Origin of the sequence: Achromobacter pulmonis (assembly GCF_002885955.2) — a bacterium.
In the GTDB taxonomy this organism is placed as follows: Bacteria; Pseudomonadota; Gammaproteobacteria; order Burkholderiales; family Burkholderiaceae_B; genus Achromobacter; species Achromobacter pulmonis_A.
Genome location: NZ_POQS01000001.1, coordinates 411370 through 431327 on the forward strand (window position 1 = coordinate 411370; position 19958 = coordinate 431327).

Here is a 19958-nt window from a genome sequence, read left to right on the forward strand (position 1 = left end):
GGCGCGCCAGAGCGCTCAAGGTTTTCGGTGCATGGCCTCCTACAGAAGCGTGAAGAGAAGTTTGGAAAGCGTGCTCTTCAAGGGCCACTGCGTGGCGACCAGCAGCAGCAAGGGCAGCGCCGCGGGCAGCGCGATCCTGAGCAGAATGGATTTGCTGATCACCGCCGGCCGCATGGCCGCCACGGATTGGTACATGGCCTGCACGTCCGCGACCGGGCCGAGCTCGGGCGCGTCGAGTATGGGCTGTTCCGCGATCTGCGCCTTGTGTATCCAGCGGGCGTCGACCAGCCTGCCGTGCTCGCTCAGCAAGGCGCCGTAGTCCAGCAGCGCCTGGCGCTTGGCGTGCGCCAGCATCGAAGAGAACACCAGCAGCGGCGCCAGTCCGATCAGTATCAGCACCAGCAGCAAGGTGGCGACCTGGGCGTACAGCGTCGGGACGGCCACGCCGTGATAGAACACGGTGTGCGCCCACGCGCCGGCGACCACGGCCGACACCGAGAACAGGAACGGCGCATAGACCATGGGCAGCCGGTCCAGGAAGCCCAGCCCGCCCATGCGGTCGGGATGCATCACCACCAGCTTCAGCGGCAGGCGCGCGATGCGCAGCAGCAGGATGCCGACCAGCGTCAGCCGCCATACCCAGGCCAGCAGCAGCACGGAGAACAGCGGCCGCGTCACCAGCAGGAACCACCAGGCGCCGAACGCCATGCGCTCGCCGTCGGCCGGCGTCCAGCGCAGCTCGTCCGGGTTGGGCGACACCAGGAAGGCGGCCGTCCAGGCGGCGGCCAGCACGCCGATCACGAGCCACGGCGATACCCGCCGCTTGAGCCGGATGACGTCTTCGACGATGCCGTCGAAACGCGCGGCCAGCGCGTCGTCCACCAGCCCGGAGCGCTTGAATTCGCGCAGGCAGATGAGCAGGTTCTTCTGCGCGACGGCCTCGGCCAGCACCAGCAGCGGGATGGCGACCAGGCACCGGATGTGGATGCCGAAATGGCCCAGCAGGGATTCGGTGGCCTGCGCGTCGGCCGGTCCGCTCAGCCAGGATGCGACCACCAGCGGCAGCCACGCCACCAGGGCGTAGATGAGCGCGCGCCGCTTGATGCCGCCGCCGCGGGGCGCAAGGCCGATGCGGCTTTCCAGGCGCGACAGCGCGTCGCCCTGGACCAGGAGAAACGGCTCGTCGGTCGGCCGCTTGGGGACATCCGCATTCATGGTGCACCTCGGTCGGGGTTGGTATGGCGTTGACGTTCGAGCGCGCTTGACGGTTGGCGCGTTTGGCCGGACACTCGCCGCGTTGCTGGGAAGTTCAATGGGTTTTCCGATCTCACGCTTATTGGAGAGGCCTCATGTCCTGGACTCAGATCGCGGTCGATTTTTTCGTTCATCTGGCGCCCTTCACGCGTTTCGTCCTGTGGCTGTTGTTCTTCCTGCTGCTGCCGCTCATCTGCGAGCGCTGCCGCATTCCGGGCGTGCTGGGATTCCTGGTGGTGGGCTTTCTGCTGGGGCCGGCCGGCTTCAATCTGCTGCAGCCCGAGATGCCGATCGCCGAACTCGCTTCCGAGCTGGGCGTGGCGCTGCTGCTGTTTTTCATCGGCTACGAAATCGATTTCGCCCTGCTCAAGCGCGCCCGGGTCCAGGTGCTGGTGTTCGGCGTGCTCACCTTCGGCGGCGCCTTCGCGCTGGGATTCGGCGTGGCGCGGGCCTGCGGCTACGGCGCCAACGCGTCGCTGCTCATCGGCTCGCTGATCGCCTCGCACACGCTGCTGGCCTACCCCGTCGTCAAGCAGTTCGGGCTGACCCAGCGCGTCAGCGTCACGGTGGCCTCGGGCGCCACGGTGATCACCGACGTGGCCGCCATGCTGGTGCTGGCGGTCTGTCTGGTGACCCATGAAAACGGTTTCTCGGTGGCCGCCATCGAACTCCAGCTGCTGCAGATCGCCGTGTTCATCCCGCTGGTCGTGGTCGGCGGGCCGTGGATCCTGCGTCACGTGCTGCAGCGCATGCGGCGCGACGAGTCGCGCATCATCGTGTTCTTCCTGGCGGTCGCGTGCGCGACGCAGATGGCCAAGCTCTTCGGCCTGGACGGCATCGTGGGCGCGTTCCTGGCCGGCATCGCCGTGCGCCAGGCGGTGCCGCAATCGCGCAACGCCGGCGTGATGAAGCTGATCAGCGACACCTTCCTGATTCCGGCGTTCTTCATGACGACCGGAATGATGCTGCACCCGGTCGACGCCTTGATGACGTTCGTGAACCAGCCGGTGCTGGCGTTCGGGCTGCTGTTCGCGCTGGTGATCGGCAAGGCCGTGGCCGCGGCCGCGCTGGGGCTGCTGTTCCGCTATCCGGCCGCCGAAGCAGGCCTGGTGTGGAGCCTGACCCTGCCCCAGGTGGCGGCCACCCTGGCCGCCGCGACGGTGGCCTACCGCACGCTCAATGCGCAGGGCGAGCCGCTGATCGATACGCCGGTGCTCAACGTGGTGCTGATGCTGGTGGTGCTGACCTCGCTGGTCGCGCCGCTCCTGACGCAGCGCTATGCGCGCAGGCTGGCCGACAAGGAGCCGCCGCCCGCGGCCATGCCCGCGCCGCCGGTCGAAACCGCGGGCCCCTGACGCTGGCGCGATGGTCGGCATGGGCGTCGCGCCTCAGAAGCCGCTTTCGCGGATGGCCAGGCTGGCCAGGTAGCGCCAGCCCGCCAGCAGGCGGCTGCGCGGCGCGCCGGTGAAATAGGCCTTGCCGCGCTGCTCGCGCAACAGCGCCAAGGGCTGGTCCAGCGACACGCGCACGGCGTAGAGCGCATATTCGGGAATCAGCGCGTCGTGCTTCTGGAACGCGGGAATCGGGCCGTCGTGCACGGTCGCCAGCATCGGCGCGGGCAGTTGCGCCAGGCGGGCCGGCGCGATGGCGTCGATGCGCCCGCACTGCCGCCCGGGCGTGGACTCGAAATAGAAGCAGCCGGCGTCGCCGGGCCGCAGCGCATGGATGTCGTCTTCGGCCACGTAGGCCTCGACGATCCAGTCGTCGGGGTTCACCAGGCGTCCCAGCGCCAGGCGCGGACCGACCCAGGTGCCCGCGCGCACTTCCGGCGCCACGTCCAGCCATACGCCGTCGAACGGCGCGCGCAGGGTCAGCCGGGATTTTTCGGCGGCCACGGATTCGGCGTTGGCGCGGCTGAGCGCCAGCGATTCGATGGTGGCGGCCTGCTGGTCCAGCCCGCCGGACTGGTCCAGCAGCCCCGCGAGGCGGGCCGAGCCGCCGCGGATGGCGGCCTGCGCCGCTTCGGCCTGGCTCGCCAGTTCCGGATTGTCCAGGCGCACCAGCACGGCGCCGGCCGCCACCCTGCCCGGCTCGGCGCGCAGCTCCACGCGCGCGGCCGTCGGCGCATAGGCGGCCCACTGCTGCGCCGGGCGCGCCAGCGCCGGGGCGCGCACCGAGGTCGGCGCGGGCACGGCAAGCCAGGCCAGCAGCAGCAAGGGGGCCAGCCACAGCAGGCCGAGCCGCCAGCCGCGGGTTTCGCGGCGGCGCTGCGACCAGGTGCGCATCTCGCGCCAGCACGGACGCACGATGAAGAAGCCGACCTCGACCAGGAACAGGAACACGCCCAGCGCCTTGAAGAAGAAGTGATAGACCGCCACCGCGATCCCGAGATAGACGGTCAGGCGATAGATCCAGGTCACCCAGGCGAACGCGATGAGCCGGCGGCGCAGCGGCGCGGCGAACGGTTCCGGCCACGGTTCGCGCCAGCCCAGCAGCCCGCGCCGCAGCGCCGTGCGCGCCAGCGCCCCGGCGCGTTCGTGCAGGTTGGGCATGTCCAGCAGGTCCGACAGGATGAAATAACCGTCGAAACGCATGAACGGGCTGGCGTTCAGCAGCAGCGACAGGACCCAGCTCGTGGTCGCGAGGTAGAAGCAGGCCTGGCGCAGGATGCCGGGCGGCAGCAAGGCCCAGGCCAGGGTCGCGAGGCCGGCGATGGCCAGCTCGGTGCAGATGCCGGCGGCGGCGATCAACAGGCGCTTGCGCGACGACGCCAGGCGCCACGATTCGCTGGTGTCGGTGTACAGCATGGGCCACATCACCAGGAAGGCCACGCCCATGTGCCCGACCCGCACGCCGAAATGCGTGGCCATGAGGGCATGGCCGACCTCGTGCAGGGTCTTGGCGGTCAGCAGCGCCAGCGCGAAGCCCAGCGCGCCCTGCCACGACACCGATTCGAACAGCGTGTGCTGGAAAGTATCCCACTGGCGCAGCGTCAGCGCGATGCCCGCCAGCGACAGCGCGACGATGATCCACGGCGTGGCCGGATGGAACAGAAAGCGCAGGACGCGATACAGTCGGCCCAGCCTGTAGGTCGGGTGGATCAGCGGGATGCGGAAGAACAGGTAGTTGTGCAGCCACCATTGCGGCCGGCTCCAGGGCCTGCGCGGCTGCGCCTGCGCCATGGCCTGGCTTTGCGACGGCGCCGGACGCAGCAGGTCGTTGGCGCGCAGGAAGTCGGCGAACTGGCGCAGCTGGCCGGCTTCGGGCCGCAGCGCGGTGCGCTGGCCGATATCGGCCAGCATGTCCTGCGGCATCATGCGCCAGCGCGACAGGAATTCAAATTCCAGCCAGCCGATGCGGAAATGGCGGTTGCGCACCGGGTCTTCGATGACCCAGGCCGGGCTGCCGTCCGGATGGGGGCCGGCGGCGAACAGGCGCAGGTCCTCGCGCAGGCGCGGCAGGGGTTCCATGACGGACGACGGCATCATGGGCGGCCTCTCACAATCCCAGGAACGCGCGCAGCGCGGCCAGCGGCCGGCGGATCAGCTCGAAGCCCAGCACCGACTGGCCGCCCGCCAGGCGCGCGGTGCCTTTGAGGCCGATGCGCGCTTCCTCGCCGGCGTCGACGCTGGCGCGCAGCCGGTAGCTGGCCACGCCCTCGGGCGTGAGCGCCGCCTGGTAGCTGGTTTCGATGACCTTGCCGCGCAGCGGCTGCATCGGCCGCACGGTCAGGTACAGGTCGACCGGCGCGCCGACTTCCAGCGCGATGGCGTCGGAGGCCGGCAGCTGGATCAGCATCGCCGGTTTGGTCGGGTCGGCCAGCTGCATGATGCGTTCGCCCGTCGCCACCGGCTTGCCGATCCAGTCGTTGGCGTCGCCGAACACCGCCACGCCGGCGCGCGGCGCGCGCGTCTCCAGCCGTTGCAGCTGCGAGCGTATCGAGGCCAGCTCGGCGCGCCGCTCTTCGGCCCGGCTTTGCAGCAGGGTCAGCCTGGCGCGGCTGTCCTCGTTGCGAAACGCCGTCTGGCTGGCGGCCAGGTACTCGGCGTCGGCCACGGCCACCGCGCGCGCGGCGACCTGCAGGCGGTGGCTGAGCGTGGTGTCGTCCAGCGAGAACAGCAACTGGCCGGCCTGCACTTCCTGGTTAGGGCGCACGTGCACGGCCTTGACCACGCCGTCCAGCGGCGCGCTGATCATCTCCAGGTCCAGCGAGCTGACTTCGGCCGGGGCCAGCGCGCGCTGGCGCACCGGCAGAAAGCACAAGGCCGCCAGCAGCACCAGCGCCAGCCGCAGCATCCAGGCGCGGCGGCGCCGCGGCCGGCGCCCGGCGCGCCCGGCCAGCAGCTCCCAGCTGTAGGACCAGCTCTGGGCCAGGCGGCCCATGACGGCGCGGTGCGCCGCCGTGGGCGGCTGTTCCAGCAGGTATACCGCCCAGCCCAGCGGCGTGCCGTCGCGGCGCTTGAGCGGCAGCAGCCACGCGCCGGCCGGCCACCATTCCCGCCAGCCCTGCGCCACCAGTTCGGCGCCGGGCGCCGTGGCGGGCGGCGGCTCCAGCCAGTCCCGGCCCTCGCCGGCCTGGGCGCGCAGCCATTTGCGCGCCTGCCCCAGCCACACCAGGTAAGGAGAATCATGGTCGGCCGACACCAGCCCCGAGACGTTCAGCAGGCGCCAATCGGCGCCCGTGTCCTCGTAGACCAGGGCCTGCCGGTAGTTCAGCAGCGGATGCGCGTCGTTGGCGACGTGAAAGCTCAGCTGCTGCACGTCGTCGGCCTGGCGCGCCAGGCCTTCGATCTCCGTCAGCTGCAGCAACAGGAGGATGTCGTCCTGCATGGGCCTCACCGGGGAAAGCCGAAATCGGCGATGCCGCTCATGCCCGGCAGCAGTTCGCGCCCGGGGTCTTCCGCCCTGCCCTCCAGTTCGATCGACTGCGCCACGGCGTCGACCCGCGCGTTGACCGCGGTGACGCGCGCCTGGTATTGCTTGCCGGTCTCGACCACGTTGAGCTGGAACGCCGTGCCGGCCTGGACCCGGCCCAGCTGGCGCGACGGCAGGTTCAGCCGCAGGCGCGGCGGCCCGTCGCCGACCAGGTCGATCAGCGGCGCGCCGGCGTTGACGGTTTCGAAGGGACGCACGTACACCTTGGCGATGCGGCCCGAGAACGGCGCGGCCACGGTGCAGTAATCGACCTGGGCCTGGGCCAGCGCCTGGGCGGCCGCGGCGCGCTCGGCGGCGGCGCGCGCCAGCGCGACCTCGGTGTCGCCGGCGGCGTCCAGTTTGCGCAGCCCGGTTTTGGCGCGCAGGTTCTCGCGCGCGCCGGCCAGTTCGGCCGAGGCCATGCGCAGCCGCGCCTGGGGTTCCTCGCAATCCAGGCGGAACACGACCTCGCCCTTCTCCACGTGGCGGCCCAGCTGCGCCTGCGTCGATTGCAGGCGGCCCGCCATCGGCGCGGCCAGCGTGCTCTCGGGGTCGGCCGCCAGCAACACCCGGATGGCGTTCGGATCGCTGGACAGTTCGGGCAAGGCGGCCGGCGCCAGGTCCTGGGCCTGCGCCGGCAGGCCGGCCGCCGCCAGGACCAGGGCAACAAACGCGCGCGGCCGCGGCACGGGGAGCTTCATCATTTCGCCTCGCCTTGGGCCAGCAGCGTGGTGCGCTCCCAGCCGTTCATGGTCTTCTGGATCTCCGCGGCCAGCGTGGCGACGTCGTGGTTGGCGATGACGTCGGGCATCACGTCCAGGCCGACGGAGTTGTAGAGCCGTCCCCAGGCCGCCTGGGCGTCCGAGTAGGCGGCGTAGCGCTGGTATTGCGACAGCAGCCAGCGCGCGTCGGCGCGGATGTATTCCAGCTTGGAATCGGCGGAGATGCTGGCGCTGGCCTCGGCGTAGTCGCGCAGCCTGCCGTCGACCTGCGAGCTCTGGTCGGCGAACTCGAACTGTTCGCGCGCCAGGTAGTAGCGCTGGGCGGCCACGCGCACCTGCGTCAGCACCGCCATGGACAGCGCCAGGCGGCGCAGGTCGGCGACCTTGCTCTGGTTTTCGCCGGCCGCCTGCAGCGCCGGCCCCTTGAGCAGGCTCAGCAGGTTCCACGACACCCGCACGCCCACGGAGGACCAGCTGTTGTTGTAGAGGTATTCGTTGGAGTCGTAGTGCGCGCCGGCATTGAAGCTGATGTGCGGCCACAGCTCGGCCTTGGCGATGCGGATGTCGTTGTCCGTGACCCGCTTGCGATACCACTCTTCCATGATTTCCGGACGGTTCTCCAGCGCCAGCTGCTCCAGCGCGGGAACGTTCATGGTGGGCATGGGAATGGGCGGCGGATTCTCGTCGGCCACCTGGAAGTCCGTGCCGGGCGGCAGCGACATCAGGGCGGCCAGCTCGGCGCGCGCCAGCTCCAGGTCCTGGCGCCGGGTGGACAGCAGGCTGACGGCGTCCAGCAGCGCGCGCTGGTAGGCCAGCGCCTCCTGGCGCGGCAGCAGGCCGCGGCGCTCGGCTTCGCGCGCGTTGTCCAGCCCGGTGCGCACGCGCGCCAGCAGGTCGTCCACCGAGGCGATCAGGCGCTGCGCGCCGACCGCGCGCCAGTAGGCGTTGCGCACGTCCTGCAGCACGTTCTGCACCACTTTGCGGCGGCGTTCCTCGGCCATCAGCACCTGGTCCATCTTCTGCTGCGAGCGCTCGTAGGCGACCACGAAGTCCAGGGTGCTCCAGCTCAGCTCCAGGTCCGCCAGCCGGTGGTAGCGCTGTTCCGAGGTGGACGGGCGCAGGCTGACCTCGCCGTCCTCGATGCCGATGGAGGTGCCGCCGGAGTCGTTGGACCGGTCGGTATAGCCGGCCGAGGCGATCAGCTTGGGCAGCATCTCGTGGCGGGTCACGTCCACCAGGTTGCGCGACAGCGCGCTTTCCATCAGCTTGAGGCGGTAATCGAGGTTGTATTTCAGCGCGCGCGCCGAGGCCTCGTAGAAAGTGATCGGATGCGTGATCGGTTCCTGGTCCGAATACATCATCTTGCGATCCTGCTCGATACGCGCCAGGACTTCATCGTGCGTATACGGGCTGGCCAACTGGCTGGATGAACAGGCGCTCAGGCCCATCACGGCCAACGCCAGCACATTCGCGCGAACCACGAGCTTGCGCTTCATACCGCTCCCCCTTCCGTCTTCACCGAATTCTGTTGTTCCGCCGCCAGCCAGCGCTCGCGCCATGCGTCGCTGGCATTGGCGCGGATCTGGCCGCTGAAGGACTGGGCCGCGCGCGCGGGCGGCTCGGGCCGCGCCTGGGCGCCGGCGCTTCTGCCTGCCTCGGGCATGCGCAACTCCTTGTACGTAAACACCGAATCGTCGCGCAGCAGGCCGTCGGCCGACAGGAACACGTTGGCATAACGCGTCTGCAGGCAGGCATCCTGGTAGCGCGCCTGCCATTGCAGCGCCTGGATGGTCCGGGTCAGCGGCGTCTCGTGGTCCTGGCCCAGGTCCGCGGCCACCGAATGCAGCATGATCTCGGGCGGCATGGCCAGCTCCGGCCGCTGCCCGCGCACGCTGGCGTCCAGATAGCGCTCGAACGCCAGCGTGTCGCGCACGGCCGGCGTGACGTAGACCACGGGGTCCACCTGCAGGTCCGAACGGAACGCCGGCTCGGTTTCGCGGCCGAACAGCGCATACGGGTCGGGCGGCGCGAAGTAGTCGGCTTCGAGCTTCAGGACGATGGTCAGGCGCGCCTCGGATTGCAGGCCGGCCAGGTCCGAGATCGTGTAGATGAACGGGTCCTGCAGGATGGGCCCGCGGCCCCGTGCCGCCTGCACTTCCGGGTTGCTCAGGTCGACTTCGTAGCGGTAGCTGCCGTCGGCGTTCATGACGAGAACGCCGTAGCGGCCCGCCAGCGCCTGACCGACCTGCCCGGCCGCGGCCCCTTCCTGCTGCGGCCGGATGCCGGTCACGGAAAGCGCGTCGCCGCCGTCCACGTCGCTGTCGTTGGGCAGCACGTTGCCCTGCACCACCGGCGGGCCGGAAACGTCGTCCACATAGGCCGTGTCGTCGCGCGCCTGCGGCGTGTCGTCGCGGCCCGAGATCGTGACCGTCAGCCGGGCCTGGGCCAGCGCGCCGTCGGCGTCGCGCATGGTGTAGGTGAACACCTCCGTCAGCGTATCGGAGGCGGTTCTCAAGGCCTGCACCACGGGATTGTCGTTGTCGACCACGTACTGGTATTGGCCGTTGGCGCCCATGACCAGCGTTCCGTACCGGCCGGCGATCGGGCCGAGCGCGCCGGGCGCGGCCGAGCCCAGGCCGACGCCGACCACCGTCTTGGTGTCGCCGGCGTCCACGTCGGTATCGTTGGCCAGCACGTTGCCGGTCGGGTTCACGCCGGGCACGCCGTTGTTCAGGCCTCCCGCCTCCACCGCCTCGGCCACGTCGTCATGCGCGACGGGGGCGTCGTTCTGGCCCACGATCATGATGACCAGCGTGGCGCTGTCCTGCAGGCCGCCGCTGTCCGATATGGTGTAGGTGAAGACATCGCGCAGGGTGTCGCGGGCCAGGCGCAGCCGGTCCACCTCGGGCAGCGAATTGTCCAGCACGTAGGAATAGGTGCCGTCGGCGTTGACGATCAGGTCGCCATAGGCGCCGCGCAGCACGGCGCCCACGGCGCCGGCGGTCCCGCCTCCGGCCGCCGGACCCGTGCGGATGCCCACCACCGTCACCGGCTCGCCTTCGGCGTCGAAGTTGCGCAGCGTCACGTCGCCCACGGGATTGCGGCCGGGGAACGGCTGGTTGTCGCGCACGCCCTGCTCCACCGCGACCCCGACCACCGGGTTGGCCAGCGGGGCATCGTTCACGCCCTGGATGGTGATGCTCAGCTGGGCATGGCTGGTCAGTCCGCCGCCATCGACCACGCGGTAGGTGAATACCTCCACCAGCGTCTGGCCGGCGTCCAGCGCGGCCACGGCCTCGTTGGTTTCGTCGGCGTGATACGTGTAGCTGCCGTCCGCGGCGATTTCCAGCCAGCCGTACAGCCCGTCGATGCGCTGCGGCGCCGTGCCCGTCACCGCCGTGAAGCCGGCGATGCCGGCGCCCACGCGTATGCCGTCGACGGCCTTGGTGTCGCCGGCGTCGACGTCGGTATCGTTGGGCAGCACATTGCCGGCCGCGTCCACCGCCGGCGACAGCGACGTGGCGGGCACCGCGGTGTCCGCGTCGTCCTTGGCCACGGGGGCGTCGTAACTGCCGGCGATGGTGATGGTCAGCGTCGCGGTGTGCGTCAGGCCGGCCAGGTCCCGCACGGTATAGGTGTAGGTCTCCTGCAGCGACTGGCCCGCCCGCAGCTGCTGCACGGCCGCCAGCGTGTCGTCGACCTCGTAGCGGTACGAGCCGTCGGCCTGCAGGTACAGGGTTCCGTACAGGCCCGCGGCGGGTCCGCCCACGACGCCCGCGGCCGCCTGCGAATTCTGCACGGCCGAAACGGTGCTGCGGTCGCCGGCGTCCACGTCGGCGTCGTTGGCCAGCACGTTGCCGATGGCGGGCGAGCCCGGCGTGCCGTTGTCGGTGCCGCCGGCCTCCTTGGCGCTGCCGGTATCGTTCTTCGCGACCGGCGCGTCGTCGGCCCCGCGTATGGTCACCGTGAGCTGGCCGTCGCTGGTCAGGCCGGCGGCGTCGCTGAGCCGGAAAGTGAAGTACTCGACCAGCGTGTCGGTGGGCAGGCGCAGCGCCTGGACTGCCGCCAGCGAGTTGTCCACCACATAGGAATACGTGCCGTCGGCGTCGATGCGCAGGCTGCCGTAGCGGCCCTGCAGGGTCGTGCCGGCGGCGCGCATGGCTGCGCCGTCCCTGGGCTGGCCGGCGGCGAAGCCGGCGATGTGCAGGGTGTCGCCGGTATCCGGATCGGCGCCCGCCGCCGGCAGCAGATTGCCGCTGGGGTCCAGCCCGCCGGAGCCGTTGTTTGTGCCGCCCTTCTCTTCGGCCGTGATCGCCTGCGCCACGGCCTGGGGGGCGTCGTCAGCGCCGGCGATGGTGATGCGCAGCACGGCGCTGGATTCCAGGCCGCCCACGTCGCGGATCTTGTAGGTGAAGTCCTCGAAGAGGGACGCGCCCGCCGGCAGCGCCTGCACGACGGGGTTGTCGTCGTCGACCGCGTACACATAAGTGCCGTCGGCCAGCAGCGTGAGCGTGCCGTAGGCGCCGGTGACCACCATGACCTGACCGGCCGCGTCCGGCACGGCGCCGCCGCCCGCGCCGCCGGCGCGCGCGCCGGTCACGCTGAGCTTTTCGCCGTAGGCCGCGCCGTCCACGTCGCCGTCGTTGTCCAGCACATTGCCCTGCGCGGCCTGGCCGCCGGAGGTGTTGGCGGCGCCGCCGGCCTCGACCGCCGCGCCGTCGTCGTCGGCCGCGACCGGGGCGTCGTTCTGGCCCAGGATGCGTATGCGCAGCTCGGCCTGGTCGCTCAGGTTGTCGGGATCGGAAACCGTGTAGGTGAACACATCCACCAGCGTGTCGCCGGCCGTGCGCAGGGCCTGCACCAGCGGATCGGTTTCGTTCAGGGCATAGCTGAAGGTGCCGTCGCTGTTCAGGGTCAGGGTGCCGTACTTGCCGGCGATGGGGGCGCCCACCGGCCTCATCGTTCCGCCGTCGGCCTCGGCGCCCGCGCGCACTTCGGTGACCGCCAGGGCGTCGCCGTCCGGATCGATGTCGTTGACGGTCACGTCTCCCGTGGCGGTGCGCCCGGGCGTGGCGTTGTCGACGCCGCCGCGTTCCTGGGCTACGGCGACGATGTCGCTGGCCACCGGCTGGTCGGCCACACCGTGGATGCGGATGGTCAGCACCGCGCTGCTCTGGCCGCCGTCGGCGTCCTGCAGGCCATAGACGAAGCGCTCGTCGACCGTGCCGTCGGGGCCCAGCGCGATCAGCGTGGCGTTGAGGCTGTCGATCTCATAGACGTAGCTGCCGTCGCTGTTGATGCGCAGCACGCCATACAGCCCGTTGATGGTCTTCTCGACGCCGGCGGCCACGGCTTCCTGCGGGCCGCCCTCGGCGCCGATGGCGTTGACCGCCGCGGTCTCCATGGCGTTGTCCACGTCGCTGTCCAGCAGGGCCGGGTCGTCGACGGTGTACGGGTCGGTGATGACGTTGCCTTGCGGATTGCGCGGCACGCCGGTGATGGTGTTGCTGGCCACGTCCACGCTGGCGGTATAGCCTTGCGCCAGGTTGTCGGCCGCCACCGGGTTGTCGTTGGCGCCGTGGATGGTGATGACCAGCGAGGCCAGCGCGTTCAGGCCGCCCGCGTCGGTGACGACGTAGTCGAAGGTTTCGCGCAGCACGTCGCCCTGGTTCAGGGCCTGCACGGCCGCGTTGTCGTCATTGACCGTGTAGACATAGCTGCCGTCGGCGCCCAGCCGCAGCGTGCCGTAGAGGCCGGCAATCAGCGCGCCGTCTGCCGAGGTGGTGCCGGCCGGGATGGGCTGCGCGGGCGCGGGGCTGGGGCCGGTGTGATTGCGGGCCTGCGTGACGCTGCGCGTGTCGCCGGCGTCCACGTCGCTGTCGTTGCCCAGCACATTGCCGCTGGCGGGGCTGCCGCCGGTGTCGTTGGCCGTGCCGCCCTTCTCCTCGGCCGAGCCGGCGTCGTCCCGCGCCTCGGGCGCGTCGTTGGCGCCGGTCAGCGTGATGACGAGCCGGGCCGAACTGGCCAGGCCGCCGCTGTCGCGCAGGTTGTACGTGAACGCGTCCGTCAGGGCCGGGCTATTGGCCAGCAGCGCCTGGATGGTCGGGTCCAGGTTGTTCACCACATAGCGGTAGCCGCCGTCGGCGTTGATGTACAGCGTGCCGTAAAGCCCCGCCACCGCGGCCTCGCCGCTCAGCGGATCGACCGTCACCGTGCCGCCGGCGCCGCTGGCCTGGGTCACGCTGAGCACGTCGCCGTTGGTCTGGATGTCCACGTCGAGGTCGTTGTCCAGCACGTTGCCGGCCGGATCGACGCCGGGCACGTCGTTGTCCACGCCGCCGGCCTCCTCGGCGCGGTCGGCGTCGTCCACGCCCACGGGCGCGTCGTTGACCGCGATCACGCTGATGTCCACCGTATCGGTGTCGCTGAGGTTGTCGTCGCCCGCTTCGAAAGGCGTGCCGTCTCCGTCGGCGTCGCCGCGCTGGCCCAGGTCTTCGGTCAGGATGGTCAGGCGTTCGTCGCCGTTGTAGTTGGCGCCCGGCGTGTAGACCAGCGTGGCCAGCGCCGCGTTCAGCGCGTTCTGGCTGCCGCGCAGCTGCAGCACGCCGGAACCGAGCGCGCCCGCCACCAGCTCGACCTCGCCCAGCGTGAGCGTGAGACCGCCATGCAGCACGCTCAAGGTGACCTGCATGACGCCGTTGCCGGCATCCGGATCGTCGATGGACAGGCCGGCGATCGCCAGCGCGGTGTCCTCGTTCACGGACAGCGCGCCGGGCACGGTGTTGACCGGGCCGTCGTTGCGCTCGACGTAGCCGACGTTGCCGGCCGCGGTCGTTCCCAGGTCGCCGAAGCTGGCCAGCACCTGGCCTTTCGGCGAGGCGCCGTCGCTGTCGATGCGCGCGTTCACCACGCCGGTCGGCCCGGCCACCGTGATGGTGGCCGGCGCGTCGATGCGGAACACGCCCGCGCCCAGCACGCCGAAGTAGTAATAGCCGTTGGCGTCGGTGGTGGTGGTCCAGCTGCGGTTGTCGGCGGCGGTGGACAGGTCGTTGTCCGCCCCGCCCCAGGTCAGCGTGACCGTCTGGCCCGCCAATGCCGGGCCGTCCGGCGTGGTGGACGCGGTGGCGCTGTCGGTGTCGTTCCAGAGCGTGCCTTCGACGCGGCTCAGGCCCGCGGCGTCGCCGTCCAGGTAGGTGTTGGGTCCGGCGCCGCTGCCCGTGCGTTCGCCGCCCACCGAGCCCGCGGCGCCGACCTGAGTGCCGGCGAAGCTCTGGAAGCTGTCCGGCAGGCTGGTGTAGGTCAGGTTTGCCGAGGTGTCGGCCAGCGCCACGTTGTTGGGCAGCTGCGCGCCATAGGCGAGGCTGACCGTCGAGCCGGCCGCCAGGGCGTCCAGCCTGAGGGTGACGCTGGCGCCGTCCACCACCACCGACACGCCCGGCGGATAGCCGCCAGGCGCATAGGTGACGCCGTCGATCGTCAGGCCGGTGACGGTGAGATTCTGCCCGCCGGCGGGCAACGTGTCGGTCAGCACGACGTCGTAGGCGGTGGCCGTGCCGGTATTGCCGAAGCTCACCGCATAGCTGGCCTGGCCCGTCGCGCCGCCGGCGCCGGGGTCGAAACCGGTGACCGACTTCTGCATGTTGTCTATCTTCGGCTCCACCACGCGTTCGACGATGGTGTTCGTTCCGAAGCGCACTTCCGCGCCGCTCAGGAAATCGGCCCGCACGGCCAGCTGGCCGCCGGCCGCCACGCCGGCGGCGTTGTCCACCCGCGCGTTGAACTCGAAGTACAGCCCCTCGAAATCCGCGTCCTGGTTCAGGTTCACCAAGTTGCCCAGCCGCAGCACGATCACGCGCGGATCGCTGGTGTCGATGGCGCCGGTGTTCAGCACGCCCTGCGGGCCCACGCCCGACAGATCGGGCTTGAGCAGCGTGCTGGCCTCGTCCATCACGCCGCCGTCGATATACGCGTTGCCCGAGGCGAACAGGCCCGCGAGATCTGTGGTCAGGCCCGGCGAGCCGTTGGCGAGCGCGTCGGCCAGCAGGCCCAGCAAGGCCGATCCGTCGTTCATGAAGGTCAGCCCGGGCGGCAGGTAGACGCGGATCGAGGCATCGGGCTGGGTGCCTTCGGGCACCAGCAGCGCCACCCGGTAGTGCACGATTTCGCCGACCGCGACGTCCTGCGGGTCGGCCGTGGACGGCGTGCCGCCCGCGGTGTCGGGCAGCCCGCCCACGTGGCTGATGGTGCCAGAGGCCGCCACGTCTTCGCTGTGCAGGCTGGTCACGCGGTAGTCGTTGAGCGCGCCGGAGCCGAGCTCGCCGTCGGCGCCCGTGCGTTCTCCGCTGTTGGCGCCGTCCAGGCTGCTCCATTGGACGGTGACCAGGTTATCGACCTTGCCGGAGGTGCCGGTGGTTTCGTTGAGCACGCCCTTGAATTGCAGCACCAGGGTGGCGCCCTTCGGAATATCCAGCTTGGCCCCGTCGGTCAACTGCAGCACGCCGTTCTGGATCACGAAGTCGCCGCCCGTCAGCGTGGCTCCACCGTATAGCGTCACGCCGACGATCTGCGCGCCGCTCAGCTCGGTGGGCAGCACGTCGGACAGGCGCACGTCGAAGGCGTCCACGTCGGTCGAGGCGGTGCCGTTGCCCACGGTGATGGTGTAGGTGATCTCGTCGCCCCGGTCCACGCCCACGGGAGAACCGGTGGTGACCGCGGTGTGCGACACCGACAGCGTCGGTTCGACGACGGTGGCCGAGGGCAGCCCGCCGGTCGCGGCCACGTTGCGGTCCACCGGCGTGGCGCCGTTGGGCGTGTCGCCGTCCGGGTCGCTGTAGGTCAGCGAGGCGTTGTTGGTCAGGGTGCGGCCGGCCTGGTTGCCCGTCACGTTGGTGGCGATCAGGCCCACGCGGATCACGAAGCTGTTGTCGGCCGCGTTGTTGTTCGCCAGCGCGTTGCTGGCGGCGAAGCTCAGCACCAGGTCGGCGCCGTTGGCGCCCGATCCGGACACGCTGGCCACCGTCACCGCGCCGGCGAAGTCCGCCGTCAGGCTGCCGCTGGCGGCGAGCTGCGTGATCAGCTGGTAGCCGTCGATGCCGAAGCTGGTGTCGAGCGCGAAGCCGTCCGGGATCAGGTCGGACAGGCGCAGGTTCTGCGTGCCGCCTTCGGGCAGGGTCACGACGATGTCGTAGAGCATGCGCTCGCCGATCACCAGATTGCTGCCGCCGGTATGCGCGGCGCTGGAGTCGGTCGGGTCCAGGCTGCCGCCCGCGTAGCGCACGGTGACGGTCGGCGCGGCCGATTGCGCGGCCGCCGTGTCGGTCAGGTCGGTGGGCGTGAAGTCCGCGCCGCCCTTCTCGCTGGCGTAGTGCGTCAGCGCCGCCGTGCTCTGCAGGGTGCTGGACGCGGCAAGCGTGTTGCTGGCCACCACGTCGTAGGTGATGACCACCATGTTCTGGCCGCTGTCGTCGGCGGCGGTGCCGACCCGCCCCGCAAGCAGCGTCGGCTGTCCGTTCGCGTCCAGGAAAGTGATGGTGGCGCCCGACACGCTGTAGTCCCGGCCCAGCACCAGGACGGTGCCGTCGCCGCGCGCGATGCGCAGGTTGGCGGTGTCGAGCGACCCGCCCAGAAAGGCCAGGCCCGGCGGAATCTGCAGCGTGACCGAGACATCGTAAGCGCCGCCGCCGCCGGTGTTCTCGATGCCGGTGGCCAGGCGCAACACGTCGCCGCCGTCCATTCCGGCGACCGATCCTTCCAGGCTGGCGAGATCCGTGATGCTGCCATTAAAGCCCGCGCCGGTGCTGCCCGGCGGGTTCCAGCCGCCGGTCGCGCCGGTGACCGTGCCGCCGGTGGCGCCAACCACGCCGTGTTTGATCGCCAGCGAAGGTTCGGCCACGGACTGGATCAGCACGTTGTCGTTGTCCACCAGCGGCGCGTGGTCCACGGTCGTCTGTTGCGTGGACTGGCCCAGCACGGTGATGGAGCGCTGGTCCGCGAAGGGCTGGTTGCTGACGCGCAGCGTGAACAGCACTTCGATGCGGTTCTGGCCCGCGGGATCGCCCTGCATGGCGAAGCTGCCGAAGTCGAATACCAGCGCGCCGCCGGGGCCCGCGCTGACCGAGACCGCCGAGCCCGGATGGCTGTCGCCCAGGCCATACGACCAGCGGTGGTCGCCGATGCCGGCCGACCAGGCGCCGGAGGGGTCGAACACCGGCGCCGGCAGGTAGGCGGTCAGCTTCAGGTTTTCGTAGTCGCCGGTCTGCAGGTCGTAGCGCAGCACGAAGGTCACCACGTCGCCGGGCTGCAATTCGTAGGACGGCGGCACCGTGTTGCCGTTGACCTGGAACACGCCGATATCCACGTTGCCGTTCGGAACCGTCACGGTCACGTTGGAGCCGTCGGACTGCACCGGCCCGACGTTGAGCCGGCTCTGGATGATGGTGCCTGCCAAAAGCGCGCTATTGCGCAGCGTGTCGCCTTCGTTGATCTCGGGCTGCGTGTAGCCGCCCTGGTAGGCCTCGTCCACCGTGGCCTGGTAGCTGATGACCGCCCGGGTGGCCGACTGGCGCGTGCCGTCGCTGGCGATGTCGCCGATCAGCGCGTCCATGCTCAGCCCGGCCTTGGCGATGGAGGCCGCCAGGTCGAAGATGATCTGCGTGCCCGCCGCGGTCTTGTCGCCCAGGGTGTAGACCAGCGCGACGGTGTACTGCTTGCCGTCCTGGGTGAAAGTCATGAGCGGCGTGCCGGTGAAGCTCAGGCCGTCGCCCAGCACGTCGGTGATGGTCAGGCTGCCCTGCCCCAGCGCCGACTTGCCGATGGCGAAGTAATCGGAGAGCGTGACGTCGTACCGGTAGCTCAGCACGTCGCCGGGCGAGACGCCGGCCACGCCGTTGTCGGCGTCTATGGCGGAACTCTTGTGCAGCGCCACCGACTTGGCGACGAAGCTGACGTCTTCGCCGCGCCCAGCCACGGGCACCCACGGCAGGTTGGCGGGTATGTCGCGCGGGTCCAGCGGCGTCCACCGGCCCACGGAGGTCGCGCTCGGCACCTCGATCGTGCGCGGCGCGCCGGTGTCGGGATCGAGCACATGGTCGCCGTCGGCGGTGGCCTGCGCGACGAAGAAGCGCACCTGCGTGTCGGCCGGTGCGTCCAGGGTCGCATAGGTGATCTCGTACGACGCCACGTAGGGCTTGAGCGCCAGCGCGGCGTTGATGGCGGCGGTGTCGGTCAGCACGCGGCCGTCGGCCAGCGTCACGCGGGTCAGCATGCCGCCGGCGCCGGGCGCGATGCTCAGCACCCGGATGCTGTCGGGCAGGTTCTGCGAGATCACCACGTTGTTCAGCGTCTGGCCGGGCGCGGGCGTGGCGGTCACGGTCAGTGTGTGCGGGTAGTTCTCGCCCGTGGCCGTCTCGCCCTCGGTCATGTCCAGCGTTTGCGTCACTTCGAACGGCGTGGAGCGCAACGCGTAGGTATGCCAGCCGCTTTCGAACAGCGCGGGGTCCTGCTGCGGATTGTCCAGCGGATCGTTGCCGTACTGGAAGCCGGCGCGCAGGCTGACATTGTGGTCCTTGTTCACGTCGGCCAACGGACTCATGCGCAACGTGATGTCCACTTCGATCGAGGGCTGGTCCTTGCCGAATCCCGCGTAGGGCAAGGCCAGCACCACCAGCTGGTCGCCCGGGCGGTAGCCGTACTGCGAGGCTTGCAGGATCACCGGATTGCCGTTGGCGTCGCGCGCCAGCGGATGCTGGGCGGTTCCATCGGGGCCGAACGTGACCACATAACCGTTGAGCGTGATGCCCATGGTGCTGGCCGACACGAAGCTCACGCCGTCGTCGCCGTCGTAGCCGGTAACGGGGATCAGGATGTCGATGTACGGCGCGTAGCCCTCCTGGCTGGAGGGGTTGCTGATCACGGCGCGTATCTGCGCGGTGTCGCCCAGCAGGATGTCCGCGCCGCTGCCGTCCAGGGCCAGCGTGGGCGTGGCGTCGGCCAGCAGTCCGTCGAACGCGGCCAGGGCCGACGCCTCGATCTGCAGCCGGCTTTCGATGGCGCCGGTGCGCACCTCCAGCACCCAGTCGCCGCCCGCGGTCGGGCTGCCGGTGTCGTTGGTCGAGGCGGCCACGTCCGCGCCGGTGGCGCCGGCCAGCGCGCCGATGAGCGCCTGGCCGCTGTCGCCTCCGCCCGTGCCGCAGCCGTAGAGCAGGATGTCGGCGTCGGCGCTCAGGTAAGCGCCCCACCCCGCCGCGCGCAGCGTGTCGGCCGACTGCGCGCTCAGCGTGCTGCTGCCCAGCGTGAACTGGCCCGGCGCGCCGTGGCTGAGGATCTGCACCGAATCCACCGGGCCCAGCGCCTGCAGCGCCTGGCGCACCGCGGCGATGCCGTCCTGGGCGGGGTTGACCACCAGCACCTTGGTGCCGGGAGTGGCGCTGTCGGCCAGCGCCTGGGCGCCGGCCAGCCGTCCGTCGATGACCAGCAGATTCTTGCCGGCTGCCGGCCCGGCGCCGTCGGCGGCCTGCGCGTCCGGATGATCGGCCTGCGAGTCGCTCTGCTGGCGGTCGGCGGCAACCGCGGCGGCGGCGTCGTAAAGCAGCCGCGGTTCGAGAGCCAGTGCCCGGGTCATGGGGCGAAAGATCGGCAAAGTACTCATAGCCTTGCTCCTCCTCGATGCATGTCCCGGCATGGACCGCGACGCTGCGCCGCTATTGCTGAACAGGCGGCTCAACGATCTGGCGTTGAACCCGGTTTGTCGTCGTTATTCCGAACGCGGACCCGCCGGCTTGCGGCGTTTGCGCCGCACCCCTCCGGCGCGGCGGCCCGTCACGCTATTTAGAAATCATTTGTCATGAAACGCGGCGGTTAATTCGTTGCAATTGAAAAAATAATGCGAAAGCCTGCCCCGCGCTATCCGAAATACGAAATCTCGGGACCGATTGTTGCCAGAGCGCACGCCACGGTTAAATAGATTTACCGCAGATACTTGTAGTTACCTGAGGCGCGCCGCATGACTGCTTGCCGATTATCCGAAACCAGGCCGAAAATGCCGTGAAGCGCCCTGGGGCGGATTTGGCA

Annotated in this window: 7 protein-coding genes; 1 reads left to right on the forward strand and 6 read right to left on the reverse strand. The window is 70.3% G+C overall.

What is annotated here, in order from left to right; all coding sequences use genetic code 11:
* Window positions 1–39: 39 nt before the first annotated feature.
* A complete protein-coding gene (locus tag C1I89_RS01940; protein ID WP_102771124.1) occupies window positions 40–1215 on the reverse strand; it encodes a hypothetical protein in 1176 nt (391 codons plus the stop codon).
* 134 nt (window positions 1216–1349) lie between these two features.
* On the opposite strand from C1I89_RS01940, the gene C1I89_RS01945 reads away from it, so the two are divergent.
* Complete coding sequence (locus C1I89_RS01945; protein WP_102771125.1) at window positions 1350–2609, forward strand: cation:proton antiporter; 1260 nt, start codon at window positions 1350–1352, stop codon at window positions 2607–2609.
* A gap of 33 nt (window positions 2610–2642) precedes the next feature.
* Here the strand turns inward: C1I89_RS01945 and C1I89_RS35565 are convergent, their stop codons facing one another.
* Genes C1I89_RS35565 through C1I89_RS01970 form a run of 5 tightly spaced genes read right to left on the reverse strand, consistent with a single transcriptional unit; the run spans window position 2643 to window position 19536 of the window.
* Window positions 2643–4742, reverse strand: coding sequence for an HlyD family efflux transporter periplasmic adaptor subunit (locus tag C1I89_RS35565; RefSeq protein ID WP_102771126.1), 2100 nt, complete (start codon window positions 4740–4742; stop codon window positions 2643–2645).
* Window positions 4743–4752: 10 nt separating this feature from the next.
* Window positions 4753–6084, reverse strand: a complete 1332-nt coding sequence (locus C1I89_RS01955; RefSeq protein ID WP_102771127.1) for an efflux RND transporter periplasmic adaptor subunit — start codon at window positions 6082–6084, stop codon at window positions 4753–4755.
* 5 nt (window positions 6085–6089) lie between these two features.
* Window positions 6090–6872: an efflux RND transporter periplasmic adaptor subunit gene (locus tag C1I89_RS01960; RefSeq protein WP_258231308.1), complete on the reverse strand. Its 783-nt coding sequence runs from the start codon at window positions 6870–6872 to the stop codon at window positions 6090–6092.
* Window positions 6869–8386 (reverse strand): TolC family protein, encoded by a 1518-nt coding sequence (locus C1I89_RS01965; RefSeq protein ID WP_102771128.1) that lies wholly within the window; start codon window positions 8384–8386, stop codon window positions 6869–6871. The genes C1I89_RS01960 and C1I89_RS01965 overlap by 4 nt, the downstream gene beginning before the upstream one ends.
* Window positions 8383–19536 carry a VCBS domain-containing protein gene (locus C1I89_RS01970; RefSeq protein WP_102771129.1) on the reverse strand — a complete coding sequence of 3718 codons (11154 nt, stop codon included), beginning with the start codon at window positions 19534–19536 and terminating at the stop codon, window positions 8383–8385. Before C1I89_RS01970 ends, C1I89_RS01965 begins: the two co-directional genes overlap by 4 nt.
* Window positions 19537–19958 lie beyond the last annotated feature (422 nt).